This is a genomic window from Lysinibacillus sp. UBA6686, assembly GCF_002455205.1.
Lineage (GTDB): Bacteria > Bacillota > Bacilli > Bacillales_A > Planococcaceae > Lysinibacillus > Lysinibacillus pakistanensis.
Map to the genome: position 1 here is coordinate 1 of NZ_DKJS01000012.1, position 16821 is coordinate 16821.

The window sequence follows — 16821 nt, forward strand, 5'->3', positions numbered from 1 at the left end:
TAATCGCTGCTGCTTTGAAAAGAACGTCTGCACGAATAGCTGGATCTACCCTTTTCCAAGTTTTAAATGTTTCATCTGCTGCTTGCATCGCTTTTTCAGCCAAGTCTTTGCTTGCTTTTGATACGCGACCAATCACTTCTGTTTTCTTAGCAGGGTTATATGAAACGATATTATCTTCTGTCGTAATGCGTTCGCCACCGATAATTAGTGGGTAGTCTTGGCCTAAGTAGCCTTCAACTTTATTTAAAGCCTCTACGTAAGCATTGTAGTTTTCCTCTTGTGAAAAATCAGTGAATGGTTCGTGTTTGTACTTTCTATTAGTAAAGTTATTCATAGTCACCTTGTTCTCCTCTTCTTTTGTATTTATTTGGTGGCAAGAGATTAATTTATCTAACCCTTAAGAAAATGTACTCATATTTCCTCTAAAATGCTGCTTTTAAGATTTCTAAATAGTCAGCCTTCGTAATAGTACGTACATTACTTGGAGTAGAGTTGTTTTGTTCAGCTAATTCTGCCATCTTATCGAAATCTGCCTCTTTCACATAAGATAATTCTTTTAAAGTTGGAATTCCAAGTCTTTTTGTAAAGTCATATAAATGATTGACTAATTTATTGATGGCTTCCTCATCGGTATCGTTCTTTTCTGCGAAATTCATGATTCTCGCTAATCTGGCATGCAACGGTTTATTTTCAGAAGAATTGAATTGAATGACATATGGTAAAAATACAGCATTAGCGATACCGTGTGGAGTGTCATAAAGACTTCCTAAAGCTTCCGCCAAACAATGTACTGCCGCAACATCAGCTGATCCAAAGCACAAACCAGCCAGTAAACTACCTTCCTGCATCTTGTATCTCGCATCTAAATCTTCTCCATTATCGTATGCTCTAGGAAGGTATTCTACAATGGTTGCCATTGCACTTGCTCCCATAGCTTGGGAAATTGGATTAGTTACTTTACATGTAAAGCCTTCAATGGCATGTACCAACGCATCGACTCCTGTTGCAGCTGTTATACCCTTTGGAACTGTAGTCGTAAGGACAGGATCTAATATTGCAACTGTTGGTCTAAGTAATGCATGCTTTAAAGTGATTTTTTTATGTGATGAAGCTAGAGTAATTACTGATGAACGAGTAACTTCTGAACCTGTTCCAGCTGTTGTTGGGATACAAATCACTGGTGCAACATTTGTATACGCTTTCTTTCCTTCGACATAATCTTCAGGTGTTCCTCCATTTGGTCCTAGTAATGAAATCGCTTTTGCTGTATCCATAGGACTTCCTCCCCCAACAGCAATCAAGCATTCTACTTGTTCTTTTCTAAATATCTCTGCGCCAATTAAACATTCATTATCTCGTGGATTTTGAGACACTTGATCAAATATGATAACGCTATACCCTGATTCTGTAAGATGTCTTTCAATTGGAGCGATTAATCCTGCCTTAATTACTCCTTGATCGCTGACAATCATAATTTTTGAATGTGGTTCAATGATATCCGTTAAAATATTGCCTATTTCTTTTGATTTACCAGCACCCATTATCATTTTTGTATTGCAATAATATTCAAAGTTCATTATTTTTCTCTCCTTCTTTATGTTTTGTTGTTATAAAAGATTGTTTGTCTGATTCCCAGCACTCAATGCCTTTCAACCCTTGGATGCTAGAAGCATAAAATATAGGATTTATTCCTAATTTGCGTTGCTGCATATAATCATTTAAAGCAGCAAATGAAAATTTACCCAAAAACGCAATGGCGATCAGATTTATAACAGCCATAATGGCCATGGATAAGTCAGCTAAATTCCAAACAATTTGAAGATTGGCTAAAGCACCAAACATAATCATGATTAACACCGCAATTCGATAAATTAACAATGCTAATGAACTATTGTGTATAAAGCTGAGATTTGCTTCACCATAGTAATATCCACCTACAATGGAACTAAAGGCAAAAGTAAATATTGCAAAAGCTAGAAAAATACTTGCCCATGAGCCAAAATGTTGTGTCATAGCTGCTTGTGTAATTTCAATACCAGATAGTTCACCTGTTGTCTCTACATTTGAAAGCATGATAATAAATGCTGTACAGCTACAAACAATTAAAGTATCAAAAAATACACCTAACAATTGAACAAATCCTTGTTTAACAGGGTGAGAAACATTAGCGGTTGCAGCTGCATTTGGAGCACTTCCCATACCTGCTTCATTCGAAAATAGACCTCGCTTTACCCCGTTCATAATGGCTACCCCAATTCCACCACCAGCAATTTGTTCTATGCCAAAGGCACTTTTGAAGATATTTACAAAAGCGGCAGGAACGTCAGAAATATTGGTACCAATAATATAAAGTGCTAGACTGATATAAAATATTGACATGATAGGTACAATAATTTGCGTAAAATTAGCAATTCTCTTCACACCACCAAATATAATCAAAGCAGTAAGGATTGTTATAAATACGCCCATTAAAGCGGGACTTAAACCAAAAGAGTAATGAAAAGCACTTGTAATTGTATTCGTTTGTACGGCATTAAAGATTAGTCCAAAACTAAGAATAATCATAAATGCAAAAATCACACTTGGCCATTTAAGTCCGGATTGCTTTTGAATATAATATCCTGGCCCTCCTTTAAAGCCCTCATCAGTTTTAACTTTATAAATTTGAGCTAATGTACTTTCTACAAATGCAGATGCACCACCTAATACAGCTGCAAACCACATCCAAAAAATTGCACCCGGCCCACCGACTGTTATGGCGATGGCTACCCCTGCCATATTCCCAGTGCCAATTCTTGTTGCTGCCCCTATGAAAAAAGCCTGCATTGAGGAAATTTCATTACTTCCATCTTTTGCTTTAGGTGCTTTTTCAAAAATGGAACGAACGATCTCTTTTAAATAGAGTATTTGCATAAATTTCATTTTCACAGTAAAGTAAATCCCCAAGCCTATTAGCATTACCACTAAAATATATGTCCACAAGAAATTATTTACTGTATTTATTATGTTTTCAATCAAAGCCCTTCCCCCTCTGAATATTTCAAATTATTTGTCTTTCGGGCGCCTGCATAAATCATATAAAAAATGCTATAATCAATCTATAGAGATTTTTTGATTACATCAATCGGCTGAGCCGATTTAGGGGGTTGGAAATTGGAAATTAAACAATTAATTATGTTTCAAACAGCATCAAAATTATTAAATTTCACAAAAACAGCTCAAATTCTTGGGTATGCCCAATCTAGTATCACTGCGAATATAATAGCTTTAGAAGAAGAACTGGGAACGCCTCTCTTCGAAAGACTTGGAAAAAGAGTCATTTTAACAGAAGCTGGGGTATTTCTTCAGGACTATGCAGACAAAATTTTAGGATTAACAGAAGAAGCCTTAGATGTGGTTGGTGGAATTAATGAACCAAGTGGTATCTTGAGAATATGTGCCTCAGAAACACAATGTACTTACCGACTACCTAATATCTTAAATGACTTCCAAACAAAGTATCCAAAGGTTGAACTTATCTTTCGCCCTGGAATATCTGAAAAGGATTTTTTAAATTTATTAATGGAAGGTCAAATTGATGTCGCGTTACTATCTATGAATCCTGTAACATCTTCACATTTAATAGTGAAAGAATTAAAAGAAGAACCAATGGCTATTGTTTGTTGTCCAACCAACCCACTTAGTGAGAAACAAGAGGTAAAACCAATTGATTTAGATAACCAAAGATTATTGTTAACAGAAGAATGCGACTACCGTTGTGCTTTCGAAAATTCATTGATACAGGTAGGTGCAAAGCCACGAAGTAAATTGGAGTTAGCTGATGTTGAGGCAATAAAGAAATGTGTAATAGCGGATTTGGGAATCGCCATACTACCGGAGATCTCTGTAAAAAGGGAAATAACAGAAGGTAGTATTCGAAAAGTAAACTGGGGAGGACCAGATTTTACTACCAAAATACAATTATTTTGGCATAAAAATAAATGGATGTCCCCTGCTTTAAAAGCCTTTGTTGATTTAACAGAGAATTATATATTAACAAATGAGTAATCTGTCCTTTAAAAAATCAGAAATGCTGAGTGAAAATCATATCCCCCAGTGGGAATTTAGATAAAAAAGAGTGTTCCAAACACTTCTTTTTAATAAATTTTCAGTAAAGAATACTTCTCTAAGCCATCATTATTGTTGCTGTGGAACAAATCTATCTTGTATCCACACAAGGTGGATAGGCGAAAAAAATAATATTTTATCGCTATATATATCTATCTTTATAAAATGTTAATGTCTGTAAATGTTTCTGAAATTTCCTATATGTATCTTAAGAAAAAACTGTCTCACATTTATTGTGTCACCACTAAAGATTAATGAGGCTAGGTTACATATTATTGTTTTTAGCTATAAAAAATGGGAACAACCGATTTGGATGTTCCCATTTTTTATATAAGATTCTTTAAAAGCTACGCTTCTCTGGCCAAGCTCCTTGCATTTTACTTAGGAATACAATTTGCCCAATATGATAGGCGTCGTGCATTACTAAGCTCTTCAGTTCAATCACTAATGATCGTTCCTCAGGGAGTTCTTTGTACAATTCTTCATATTCTGGTTTTGCCAGTATTTTTTCTAGTTCCCGATGGACATACAAGTATTCCTGTTTGGTTTCCTCCCAATTCTGCCATGTCACAGTCGGCAATTGAAACGTAGCGTCATTATTTTCTGCCTGTGGTTCATTTGCTGTATCACCAAGAATTCTCATGAGAAATCTCTTTTTATAGAAAAGTAGATGACAAACTATTTCCCAAATGGAATTCGTTGCTCCCTCAGATGGCTTCCAAATGGCCTGTTCTAAAGTAATATCCTCTAGCACTTTTTCAAGTGGTGGGAACCAGTCTTCTTCATCTAAGCAGCTTGTCCATTGTCGTAACAGCAGTGTTTTGGCAACCATATTCAATTCCTCCCATTTGATCCTGTCTCCTTTGTAGATAAAACAGACCTGTATTCCTTCTGCTAATGATCGTTTTGTCATTAGTATCACACATCAATTTCTATACCAATTCCTAGTTCCTTTGCCTTTTGATATACTCCTTTTGCGACTGCTAAATCATAGTAAGCTGCACCTACCGATTTAAAAATGGTGATCTCCTGTTCGTCCTCTCTACCATTCTTAGTCTTTGTGACTAGTTTACCAAGTTCACAATATATCTCGTCGAATGACCAGATCCCTTTTTTGGCTGCATGAATAAATTCACCAGCTTCATTTTTTACGCCATTATTATTATCTACTACGATTTTATTTGCCTTCAAAATAGTAGTTTCATCAATTTCTCGCATAGTTGGTAAATAAGAACCTATACCATTAATATGAGTTCCTGGCTTTAAATATTCTCCATCTAAAACGGCACTATTTGATCTTGTAGCACAGCAAATAATATCTGCTTGCTTGACTGCCTCAGATACTTCATCTATGACTTCAAAAGGGATTTTCACCCCATATTCTTTTAATTTATCACCAAAACGGTGTGCTTTAGAGGTTGTTTTATTAACGAGTAGAATTTTTGTGATACATCTTACAGCTAGTACGCCTAGTACTTGCTCAAAAGCCATCCCACCTGTACCAATTACTGTTAGAATTGTCGCATCTTTTTTTGATAAATAATCGGTAGCAATCCCACTTAAAGCCCCAGTTCTAAGTCGAGTTAGATAAGAGGCATTCATCATTGCCACATGTGAGCCATTCTCTGCATCTGTAAGTAATAGTACTCCTTGCGTTGTTTGCATTCCTTTTGGAGAATTTTTAGGGAAAATGGTCACCACTTTTACAGCAGCAACTTCACTCACTAAATCTGCACTTGGCATATAGAGTGCAGATGCATCATGGTCTGGAAAATCTATGACAGTACGATGCACATCGGCTATCTGATTTTCTTCTTTTGCTTTTAATACTTTCCTAACATCCTCTATCGCATTTTTCATATTGTAGCTTTTCATAATCTGTTCTTCGTTTACTATTAACATCATCAATATCCTCCATTAAATCATCTGTCATCAAGACTTCATAGTCCCAATTGGAATTTTTTTCGTTTCACTTAATTTCGAGTCTTTATGAATTTCACTGTCTAAATTCTCTTGACTACGATCTTTAACAGCCCAAATGGCGATTAATGAAACGATTGCTGTAAAAATAATATATAACGCAATCGGTACATAGGAATTATCAAATTGAACTAATAAAGCGGTTGCTACTAAAGGAGCCGTTCCTCCTGCTACAGCTGCACCAATTTGGTAACCAAGTGTAATCCCTGTGTAACGAATTTTTGCATCAAAAATTTCTGAAAACATTGTCCCTAGTACGGCCGTAATTGGCGACCAAATAATGCCTAAACCGATGATTGTAGCTACTACAAGTAATATCGCGGATTGTTGCTGTAACATCCAGAAATAAGGAAATGCAAAGAGTATCATACCAACAGTTCCTATAATATATAACTTTTTGCGACCATATTTATCGGACAAGCTCCCCATTATAGGAATTAAAATGGTCGTAATAATTGTGGCAATCATGACGGCATTTAGAGTGACAGTTCTTGAAAAACCTAAATTTGATGTTGCATAGGATACAACAAATGTTCCAAAAATATAGAAAGGTGCTGTTTCAACAACCTTAGCTCCAATGGCAATTAATACTTCACGCCAATAGTTTTTTAAAGTTTCTAAAATAGGTAGTTTAGGAATCTCTCCTGATTCTTGCACCTTTTTAAATGAGGGCGTCTCATCAATCCCTTTACGAATCCATAAACCAAATAAAACTAAAAATGCACTTATTAAAAATGGTATACGCCATCCCCATGACATAAAGGACCCTTCAGGAAGTAATGTCATTATAGACAATGCAACAGTTCCTAACACCATACCAATCGTTACACCCATTTGTGGTATAGCCCCATATAATCCTCTCTTTTCCTTTGGTGCATATTCGACAGCAAGTAAAAGAGCTCCTCCCCATTCTCCACCAATACCTAAACCTTGTACTAATCGTAAAGTAATCAACAATATGGGAGCCCAGATGCCAATAGCTTGATATGTAGGAAGTAATCCCATCCCAAAGGTAGCAATCCCCATCAAACTCAGCGTTAATACGAGTGTTTTTTTACGGCCAATCTTATCTCCAATATGGCTGAAAATGACTCCACCAAACGGTCTAATAAAGAACGATAAAGCAAAGGATGCGTAAGCAAGTAACAAACCTACTGTCGGATCATCATTGACAAAAAACACTTGGTTAAAAACGAGTGCGGCAACTGTGCCATACAAAAAGTAATCAAACCATTCAATGGAACTCCCTACCAAACTAGCTATCCAAATCTTTCTCATTTGTTTTCCATCCATCTATTTTCCCCCTTTGTTCAAAATTGAAGTGGTACTTCAATTTCTTCTTGTTATCACTTTACAATTACCCGAATTCTCTGTCAATAATGGGGGTTATTTTTTTATTATGACTTTCTATTAAAACGTGTATAGAATAAAGTATAATCAATAAAGGGGTTTGATATGATGACATCAGATTTTCTAGGGGAGACATTGAAAAGAATACGCAAAGAAAGACAATATACATTAAAAATGCTTGCCTCTCAAACAGGAGTTTCTATTAGCTTCTTATCGCAGGTGGAAAGAGGAAAATCTAATGTTACATTAGAATCCTTGAAGAAAATTTCAGATGCTTTAGGTGTAAATCCAAGTATTTTTTTCCCTACTAACAATGAAGATTTAAATGAAATACGTTCCCAATTCCATTATTTAGACTTATCAGATGGGCATATAGATGCTTCCTATCTCCCGATGCTTGTGACATTAAAGGCTGGAGAAAATGAAGGGAACGCTCTTTCCCATGACGGTCATGAATTTATCTATGTTGTAGAAGGTGAACTGACCGTTATTATTGATGAACAAAAATTTGTTTTACAAGAAAACGAATCCAAAATGTTCGATGCCCGAAAAACGCATTACTGGTACAACTACCAAAAAAAACCTGTCAAGTTTCTACTTGTTTCTTCACAATAAAAAAGACTTATTAAAATGAAAAGAGCCATGCTACATGTAATGTGTAGCATAGCTCTCATTGTGTTGGAAAACAAAATCGTCTATAGACAAAATGTGAACATTCCGATAAAATCCTCTCATTAATGAAATAAGTGAAGTGAGTGGATTTTTTATGTACGTTACATACTCCAGAAGAGAGATTGAAGAGAATTGAAAGTTCTATGAGTTGATGTACGCCCCTTCGCATCATTTAGTGAAATTTTGTATCGAAACAGTTGGAAGTTTTCTATCCATACAGCATTGGCCGTCCAACAAAAGATCCGATCATGTTGATGAAAATCTTATTGATTCAGTATTTAGAAGGCTTTCGTTCAGTTCGCTTTACATGTAAGCAAGTGAAGCAACACGTAACGTATCGCTGGTTTTTAGGCAGAAAAAATTCCAGATCACTCAACAATTTCTAAGTTTCTTTCGCAACGTCTACAGGGTGTGGCGTTTTGGGAGGAGTTTTTTTAACATTGTCTTCTTTTCATTCACCATGAAGGATTTATTGCGAATGAAACATGGGTGGCAGATGAAACGGAATTAAAAGCGAATGCCAATAAACGGGTGCGTGATCCCCTTACTAAGTAGGCTGATTGCGGAAAACCAAGTCCTAGCTGCCATGCCCCTAGCAATCCAATAGAAAGAATGTTTTTCCCATGGTTTGGTTTTGATGGCTATCCACCATTTGGGTACCCCTCCTATGGGTACCCCTCCTATGGCTATCCATCTTATGGTTATCCGCCATTTGGCTATCTACCCTCCCACCAAACAGATATCCTCGCTAGGTAAAATCTTTAAGCTTTTAGACAATAAATGATTTTTTTGTATGAGAATAGCCGGAACAATACAAACTGATAATAACACTTACTTCGTTACCCCCATCCATTAGGAAATTTATGAAGGGAGTATTATTAGATGCCACTTATCAACGTATTTGGAGGAAAAACATTTGAAGTAGAGGAAGGAAAAAAATTAGTTTTAGCACTTGAAGATAATGGTATAGAAATATTTCATCTATGTGGTGGAAAAGCAAAATGTACTACTTGTAGAGTAGAGGTTTTAGCTGGGGAATATAAGGATATTTCGAAAATAGAAAAAACCGCCTTTGCTATTAAAAATATTGATGAGAATTTATTTGAGGACTGCTTACGGCTATCTTGTCAAATCCGTGTCATAGGAGACATTACCGTTCGGCCCATTTTAACTTCTGAAAATACACAGGGCGCTAGAGGCCCAAGACCAGCAGATTAACCTTACTAAGACGCGGAGTTAAAATGAAATCCGCGTTTTTTTAATTCCTTTATGTTATTTTTGCTGCTTATTAAAATCTTTTTGAGCACCTTCATAGCTTGCTGTAACGTTTTGATAGCCAGGAAGTTGGCTTGCAAATAATGCGCCGAAGCCTGCGATGTCGTTTCGCTAATCACGTTGTAATTCACTAGCAATACTAAACCAGTTCATCAACTGTACGCCACTATGAGCCATACGCATTAAAGTCTTTGCAACTTGTTAACTGAAAGGCCAATTCCCGATCTACTAATTCTTCGTTCGTAATGGGCGGTTTTTTCTTATAGATTAAAGAAAGGCATTGGAGAGGTTAAATTCCAATGCCAATTTTTATTTGTGTTTTATTAATGATATACTGCTCTGATAAGGAAACTAATTATCTTGTCGTTGTAGATATTTACTTACCCACGACCTGCTTGGAAAGAAGGGTATAATGTCATTCCACCATCAGCAAATAGGGTAATCCCTGTTACATAACTAGCTTGTGATGAAGCAAGCCATACTGCTACTGCAGCAATTTCTTCTGGTTTTCCGATATACCCCATCGGAACCATGCTTTCTACATCTGCCCGTTTAGCTGGATCTGCAAATTTTTCAGCATTTATAGGCGTGTTGATCGCTCCAGGTCCGATGTTATTGACACGAATTCCTTTTGGAGCATATTCTAACGCTAAAGTTTCAGTCATTAATTTTATGCCCCCTTTACTAGCCGCATAATGCACGAACAAAGGCCAAGGAATTTGCTCATGAACACTGGACATATTGATAACAGAACCTTTAATATTATTCTCCACGAAGTATTTAATCGCTTCTCTACTTCCTAAAAATGCTCCTGTTAAATTCGTATTAATTACTTTATTCCAATCATCGAGCGGCATTTCATGTGAGGGTACAGGATTTTCTATACCAGCGTTATTAATCATCACATCGAGGGTTCCAAACTTATTTACAGCAGTCTGGACGAGGTTGATGACATCCCCTTCAACCGACACATCTCCTTCTACGGCAATGGCTTCCCCACCGGCTTTTTTCACTTCTTCAACAACCGCATTTGCCTCTTTCTCATTTGAACGAAAATTAACGATAACTTTTGCCTTCTCCTCGCCAAAGCGTAATGCCATTGCTCTTCCTAATCCTGTTGAAGCACCTGTAATAACAATAACTTTTCCTTCTAAATCTGGATACATATAAAATTCTCCTCCTTATGCTTTCGCCATCCCTAGCATAATTCCAGCAGCGACTATAAAGATAATCCCAATGAAAATTGCTATAAGTTGTCGTTTGGTTTTTTTCTCACCTATAATAAAAATTCCGCCTAAAGTTGAAATTACGATCCCCATTTGGGAAAGAGAAAAACTTGTGGCAACTCCTACACGTGGCTGAGAGATAAATAAAAACATATTCCCTGCAGCCCAAACTAAACCTGGAATAATATTACGAATCGCATATTTATTGAATGGTTTATGTTTAAATGTTAATAAAATACCACCTATGACCATTCCGATTGCTTGCGGTAATAGAGCGGACCATCCATTTACATCAAATAAGCGGATAATCACCACATAGACTAAATAACCAAAAGTAGAAACGAGTAAAATTAAAATTCCTTTTCTTAAATTTTTTCCTTGCTCTTCTTTTTTTTCCTCTGGATTTGGCAACGATGTGAGAACGATACCAATCAAAATACTGATCAATGCAAGGATACCTAAGATTACGGATATTGTAGTCGACCATTCATGAAAGACAATGACTCCAAATAATGTTGTTGCGACCAATTGTAGACCTGTTGAAATGGGCATTGTTTTAGAAACGCCCATTAAATCGATGCTTTTTAATTGATTTGCTTGCCCTAATGCCCAAAAAAGGCCTGATACAATTCCGACACCCAAAACTACAGGTGTCAACACAGGTTTAACAACAAAATAAACACCTATAGAGAAGAGAAGTGCTCCAATTGTTGTTCCAAGCACTTGACTATAGGGACCACCACCAAGCTTGACATTAAAGAGCACAATACTTCCCCAAAAAAGAGCTGGTAAAATCGCTAGGAAGATATCCATCTTTTGCTCCCCTATCTATAGTAAATTTTTTCTCTGTAACCGAGTGGAAACACTGAAAATAATAGCATCAACACATTCTGTTACTTTACGAACATCTTTCGTTGCTTCAACATGTAATTCCACTCGCGCTTTTAATAATAGCTGCTAATATACACTTTCCAATAATTTCACTTTATTAGATGAATTTTTTAGATATAAATCTCATCACCCATCAAATAGTAGAAGAAATATTAGACAAGTGTATTACTTTTACTAATTCTTCTCTCATATATCAGAAGAGCAACATAATTAATATGGAACGAAACAAAACTTTTATACCATTGATATAAGAAACTTCTTAAATTAAAAAAGAATCCATTTGAACATTTGTTCAAAATGAATTCCTCTTACTTTTTAGATTATATTTTAAAAATTTCCTTCAGAAAAACTGCACATAATAGACTGCTTATTTCTATCATTTTTCCTATTTACGAATATCAATCCACCAACGATCTTTTGCATTCATGTTTTCAGATCCATTAAAACTACTGTAATCGCCGAAAACTTTAAGGAAGATAGAATCTAGCTTATCCTCGTCTACAAAATAACCTAAGTTCATGTTAATCGTTTGTCCGGGTTGGATATTTCCTATATTGTAAAAAGCTTTTCCCTTTCCATGAGGTGCTAAATAATCAACCTCACCCGTCATAATACTTTTTTCGTCAATTCCATCTTCTCCAGCATAGTGCCATGCATTATTTTTATTTTTAAGCACTTGTATAGTTGGACGCATATAGATTTCTTCTGTTGCCTCTTTACCAATGTTTTTCACTGTTGTAGTTAGGTAGACAAATTTAGGAGCCACTAATTTTGACTCTACTAATTCATAAATTGAATCTTTACCATTACCTACTTTATATATATCCCGTCTATACGGTAACAATATCTTTTTCTGATCTAAAGCTTTATACCTACTTAAGCTTCTTAGGCCAACTCCATTAAAGTTATTTTGTTTAAAATCTGTGATTGAATCAAAGATTTCAACTTTTTCGATAACAAATTCAAGATTGTCTAATCTACTTATTTGATCTATGGTTACTGGAACCTTTTCTCCTACACTAAATAGTTGTGTGCTGTCTTTTTTCAAAGGAATAACGCTAAATTCGATTGGTTCATCCTCTTCACTATAAAGAGGATTATCGAAATCTGCTATAAATGATGCCATTTCTTTTGATGTGGGCTCAAGTGAAATGTTCTCCATGACCTTCATTATAAGTTCTTCACTTACATCATTGCCAATTTCAACGTCTACCATAATCCCCTCTTCTTCAAATAAAAGATAGACCTTTCTATCAAATACTAAACTTTTGTTTCCGGTATCTTTTTTAACAATCACTGCTTTCTTACCATTTATCTCTTTTTCTTCATAGCTTTGTGAGTACAGAGTGTGGAAATTGGTATTTTTACCAACTCTCCAAAGATAGAATGAAAACCCGCCCATTTCGTAGTTATCTTTAAATGAATATTTCATAGGAGCATTTTTGTTTTCTACCATATTTTCCGGTAAATAATTTACTTTTAGTTTATACCAACTGTCCTTCTTTTTTGAGGTATTATCTGACACTGAGACATTTACTTCATAATTTTGTTTTTGAACAATCATATCGTAGACTTTTACTGCACCAAAAGCAGTTGTTGGTATACCAAACATTAAGCAGGCAGCGGCGATTAAAATGCGATTCTTTTTACGTTTTTGCAGTGACTGTTTATTTTTCAACTTAATTTCCTCCATAAACAATTTCTTTTTGTCCATGTAGGTATCTGAAAATTTATGTTGTTCATTTTGATGATCAAAATCGTCTAAAGCGATTTTCTCAGCAATGTCATACATATTTTTGGAGTTCTTTGAATTCGTCATTTTCTATACCTCCTATAATATTCTGGACTCGTTTTCGAGCTCGTTCAAATTGCTTGCGGGCATTGACTTCAGTGATCCCCATTATCTTTGAAATTTCCTGATACGTTAAGTTATAGAAGACTTTGTACTTAAAAATCTGTTTGTAAGAGTCATTTAACTCTGTTAGCAATGTATCAATTTGTACCTCTGACATTAAACGCTGCTCCCACTCATCAATATTTTCATCTGCTACTTCTGGCGACTCTCTTTGATATTCATCTAAAAACATTACATGTCGTTTATTTTTCCGATAGCCATCAATTGATTTGTTTTTCGCAATTCTCAATATGTAACGTTTGAGCTCTTCAGTGTTTAAGCTGTAGATTTTCTCTAGATTCTGATAGAGAGTAATAAACGTCTCTTGAACGATATCTTCAGCTTGCTGAATATTATTTAAAATGGAATAAGCTACATAATAAATTTTTTGTTCATACAACTCGTATAGTTCTACCATTTTTTCATAATCCTTATTTCTAGCTTTCATGCAATCCCTCCTCTCACTCTATATAACGATTGGATGACATACTTTGTGACACTTTCTCCTATTAGAAAGCCAAGTTGTATCCGACAAGAGCTTAATCATTCATAGCTATAGATATGAATGTGGAAAGCCGTTGGTAGATTGATAAAAAAACAGTATAATTTATATCTCCAAAATATTAGTTCAATTATGCTGGAGCATAACTGCCTATTGTTGCAGGTTTTAATAAATAATGCAAAATAAACAGAAAACCCGAACTATACGAAACACTAAATTAGAGTTTCACGGAATAGTTCGGGTTTTATTTTTATTGTCTTACAAAGTCTATCAAATCCTTATCCTTCATTTTGAACAAGAACTTCTGGACTACTTAACATGTTAAGAAATCCGATTGATTATTTATTTTTAGTCAATTGAATTTTTGGATAACGATCAGCTATTTTTTTCATCGAAGCTGCTGCATCATCTTTCACGTATTGATTGAAGAATTCAAGACTAACCTCATTAATGATTTGATGAACATATTGCGGATCTTCTCCTTTTGATTGTAAAAGTTTTGAGAATAAAGAAGTATCCGTAAAGCTGGCATGGTTTGTGTTTGGAATGGTCAATGAATAGCCTCCACCCTTTAAAGCAAGCGTTTGACGTCTATCAAACTCTTTAAAGAGGGTTGTTGCTAGATCATTTTTCTCTGAATTCTTTGCCTCCGTCATATATTTCTCCATTTCATCGGCATTCATCATTAAAAAAGGTTTGCCTACCCCTTGCTTTGGTGCATCGTCTCCAAATAAACCTCCATCCATATTAATACTAGCTTTTACTCGATCATCACGCAGCAACATTTGCATAGCAGTAGCTCCACCATAAGAGTGACCAAACATGCCGATTTTCTTCATATCCATAGAATGATATAATTCTTCGTTCTTTGTTTGGTTAAACTTTTCAAGCTGGTCTAGTACGAAGGTTACATCATCTGTCCATACTGCTATATGTTTATCGAGAGCAGGGATACCGTCATCTAATTGAGGTGAATTTAGAACTGTGCGTCCATCAGGAAATACAGTAGCTGCAGCATCATATGTATGATCTATCCCGACAACGATATAACCATGGCTCACTAATTCTTCTACTTGAAAGGTATTTTGATATCGATATAAATTCATCCCATGTGAAAACAGTAATACTGGCCAACCAGATTCATTCTTGACTAATTGCGCATCTTGATAGGAATGTGTTTGAATTTTATTCAAATGCTGTAGAGCAAACTGTGGTAAAGGTAAAGCTGTTTGTAGACCAGCCGCTAGCTCTTTCGAATGAGTAGTATAAGGAGCTGTTAACTCATTCTTGTTAACTTCTGCAGGATACCAAATTTGAATCATTAATTCCCTATGATCATCCGGTTCCTTTGTGTATTCTTCAAGTCTCTTTTCATCAACAAGATGGAGGCTGGTTGTTCCAATTTTATATGGTCCTGTCGGCTCTGGAAATGAAAACATTGGGGCAATGATAGGTAATTCAAATACTACATATAACCAAAGGATATATAAGAACCCCTTTACTATTCGTGTTAGCCAAGATGTGGAGATGTTATTTTTCCAAAAAAAGAGAAATTGAATGCATGGCAGTAAGAGTAGTAAATATGCAGGTAGTATTTGCCATCTATAGCCCTCAATAAGCATGTGAAGTCCTGTTATCATCCCAGCACAAATTAATAAGAAAATATTCAATCTATTCCTAGATTTACTAAAAAACAGGAACCTCCCCAGGAGAATGGAGTTTATGCTGATTACAAGTAAATCGAAAAAATTCATAATGTTTCCCCTTTTCCCTATGACATTGATTAAGTATTGTTAGTAGTCTAGCACTTTAACCTTAAAATCCCCTGTTAATTACCTTACTATTTTATTAATTTACAACCATTCACCTAAAGCCGAAAATTTAGAAACTAGCAAATGATGTTACAAGAAACATACATTGTACATTTACAAGCCTTTCGTTATGTAAGTGCAATATTTCTTTTAGGTATTTCCTCATATTAACCAAAGAACACATTTTACTTCTTTCAGCAAATGTTTTTTGTATCGAAAGCATAGCGAAGCTTTATACTTTATCTCACCTACTGGGCTAGGTACTATTACTAATCCTAAAAGAATTGATACAGAAATTACTTGGAACAACGGTGTTCCATTAGAATTTACAATTCTTGACGGAAAGTTTATAATGTATGAGCGTCAGGGATATCATTATTACGTACAAAATGCGACACAGACTTGGTTTAATGCAGCTACAGGATCTTTAGCCCAAGCCGGAAGTGCACTTTTAAAAGCGAGAATAACTTACGGAATTTCAGAACGACTACCATTTATTAAAAATATTTACAACACAAAAACAGGTGAGCTTGTTAAGGAGAATAAGAATTTTGTTTCTGCAATGACAGCTATGGTGACGTATAATACTCCAATCAGTGGACCTATCCTTTATACAGCTGTTCCAATTGTAGGCACGAAAGAAATTATTGTTTATATTAGTGAAACAAGAAAAGACAATACTTGGCAATATCGTTATTGTATAGTGGTTGCTAGAGATGGTAGTTATACAATTTCCAAATGGTATGTACAATGAATTTGGAATAATCAATTTTATTCATGTTGTACCTAATAAATCGTGTAGATTGAAATTGAATATCAAGAGGTGGAACATGAATAAAAAATTGATTTTTTATAGTTTGTTTTTTATCGTAATGCTGCTTATTCTATCTCTTTATCAAAAATACCCTTTACCTGAAGCAATAATGCATGCAGTCATTTTTACAGCCGTTTGTATAGGTGTGCATATTTTATCGGAGAAAATAAAATAATTTTCTTAACACTCTTGCTTAGTATATAGAGCTTTCACGAAGCATTTTCTAGAAAATACCCAATTAATTAACATAATATACCACAAGTGGTGTTAATCCCATTTGTGGTTTTTAATTTGTTTAT

17 protein-coding genes and 1 pseudogene are annotated in these 16821 nt (G+C 35.3%); 6 read left to right on the plus strand and 12 right to left on the minus strand.

Features of this window, described 5'->3' with window-relative positions; genetic code table 11:
* From B2R82_RS03195 to B2R82_RS03205, 3 genes are all read right to left on the minus strand, one after another.
* Positions 1-334, minus strand: a 334-nt coding sequence (locus tag B2R82_RS03195) for an aldehyde dehydrogenase family protein (RefSeq protein ID WP_286923490.1), incomplete at its 3' end; no start/stop codon positions are given.
* A gap of 88 nt (positions 335-422) precedes the next feature.
* Entirely contained in the window at positions 423-1580 is a 1158-nt protein-coding gene (locus B2R82_RS03200) for an iron-containing alcohol dehydrogenase (protein ID WP_286923515.1), read from the minus strand.
* On the minus strand, positions 1567-3018 hold the full coding sequence (locus B2R82_RS03205; RefSeq protein WP_286923491.1) for an alanine/glycine:cation symporter family protein: 1452 nt from the start codon (positions 3016-3018) through the stop codon (positions 1567-1569). Before B2R82_RS03205 ends, B2R82_RS03200 begins: the two co-directional genes overlap by 14 nt.
* A gap of 135 nt (positions 3019-3153) precedes the next feature.
* On the opposite strand from B2R82_RS03205, the gene B2R82_RS03210 reads away from it, so the two are divergent.
* Positions 3154-4047: a LysR family transcriptional regulator gene (locus B2R82_RS03210; RefSeq protein ID WP_286923492.1), complete on the plus strand. Its 894-nt coding sequence runs from the start codon at positions 3154-3156 to the stop codon at positions 4045-4047.
* 400 nt (positions 4048-4447) lie between these two features.
* Here the strand turns inward: B2R82_RS03210 and B2R82_RS03215 are convergent, their stop codons facing one another.
* From B2R82_RS03215 to B2R82_RS03225, 3 genes are all read right to left on the minus strand, one after another.
* Positions 4448-4939 carry a DinB family protein gene (locus tag B2R82_RS03215; protein WP_286923493.1) on the minus strand — a complete coding sequence of 164 codons (492 nt, stop codon included), beginning with the start codon at positions 4937-4939 and terminating at the stop codon, positions 4448-4450.
* Positions 4940-5025: 86 nt separating this feature from the next.
* The gene (locus tag B2R82_RS03220; RefSeq protein WP_286923516.1) at positions 5026-6009 is read right to left on the minus strand and encodes an ornithine cyclodeaminase family protein; all 984 of its coding nucleotides are present in this window, start codon (positions 6007-6009) and stop codon (positions 5026-5028) included.
* Positions 6010-6039: 30 nt separating this feature from the next.
* Complete coding sequence (locus B2R82_RS03225) at positions 6040-7380, minus strand: MFS transporter (RefSeq protein ID WP_286923494.1); 1341 nt, start codon at positions 7378-7380, stop codon at positions 6040-6042.
* 165 nt (positions 7381-7545) lie between these two features.
* Here B2R82_RS03225 and B2R82_RS03230 point away from each other — a divergent pair, with 165 nt between their 5' ends.
* From B2R82_RS03230 to B2R82_RS03235, 3 genes are all read left to right on the plus strand, one after another.
* Complete coding sequence (locus B2R82_RS03230; protein ID WP_286923495.1) at positions 7546-8052, plus strand: helix-turn-helix domain-containing protein; 507 nt, start codon at positions 7546-7548, stop codon at positions 8050-8052.
* A gap of 311 nt (positions 8053-8363) precedes the next feature.
* Positions 8364-8495, plus strand: a complete 132-nt coding sequence (locus tag B2R82_RS24080; RefSeq protein ID WP_414674113.1) for a transposase — start codon at positions 8364-8366, stop codon at positions 8493-8495.
* 496 nt (positions 8496-8991) lie between these two features.
* Positions 8992-9327, plus strand: coding sequence for a 2Fe-2S iron-sulfur cluster-binding protein (locus B2R82_RS03235; RefSeq protein WP_286923496.1), 336 nt, complete (start codon positions 8992-8994; stop codon positions 9325-9327).
* A gap of 54 nt (positions 9328-9381) precedes the next feature.
* Here the strand turns inward: B2R82_RS03235 and B2R82_RS03240 are convergent.
* From B2R82_RS03240 to B2R82_RS03265, 6 genes and pseudogenes are all read right to left on the minus strand, one after another.
* Positions 9382-9564 (minus strand): annotated as a pseudogene (locus B2R82_RS03240) (hydrolase); the annotation flags it as partial.
* Positions 9565-9764: 200 nt separating this feature from the next.
* Positions 9765-10550: a glucose 1-dehydrogenase gene (gene gdh, locus B2R82_RS03245; protein ID WP_286923497.1), complete on the minus strand. Its 786-nt coding sequence runs from the start codon at positions 10548-10550 to the stop codon at positions 9765-9767.
* A 15-nt stretch (positions 10551-10565) separates the two neighbouring features.
* Positions 10566-11423, minus strand: coding sequence for a RhaT/GlcU family sugar-proton symporter (locus B2R82_RS03250; protein ID WP_286923498.1), 858 nt, complete (start codon positions 11421-11423; stop codon positions 10566-10568).
* A gap of 463 nt (positions 11424-11886) precedes the next feature.
* Positions 11887-13320 carry a DUF4367 domain-containing protein gene (locus B2R82_RS03255; RefSeq protein ID WP_286923499.1) on the minus strand — a complete coding sequence of 478 codons (1434 nt, stop codon included), beginning with the start codon at positions 13318-13320 and terminating at the stop codon, positions 11887-11889.
* Positions 13286-13843, minus strand: a complete 558-nt coding sequence (locus B2R82_RS03260) for an RNA polymerase sigma factor (RefSeq protein ID WP_286923500.1) — start codon at positions 13841-13843, stop codon at positions 13286-13288. The genes B2R82_RS03255 and B2R82_RS03260 overlap by 35 nt, the downstream gene beginning before the upstream one ends.
* 392 nt (positions 13844-14235) lie before the next feature.
* A complete protein-coding gene (locus B2R82_RS03265) occupies positions 14236-15567 on the minus strand; it encodes an alpha/beta hydrolase family protein (RefSeq protein WP_286923501.1) in 1332 nt (443 codons plus the stop codon).
* A gap of 349 nt (positions 15568-15916) precedes the next feature.
* On the opposite strand from B2R82_RS03265, the gene B2R82_RS03270 reads away from it, so the two are divergent.
* Positions 15917-16462, plus strand: a complete 546-nt coding sequence (locus B2R82_RS03270) for a hypothetical protein (protein ID WP_286923502.1) — start codon at positions 15917-15919, stop codon at positions 16460-16462.
* A gap of 76 nt (positions 16463-16538) precedes the next feature.
* The gene (locus B2R82_RS03275) at positions 16539-16697 is read left to right on the plus strand and encodes a hypothetical protein (protein WP_286923503.1); all 159 of its coding nucleotides are present in this window, start codon (positions 16539-16541) and stop codon (positions 16695-16697) included.
* Positions 16698-16821 lie beyond the last annotated feature (124 nt).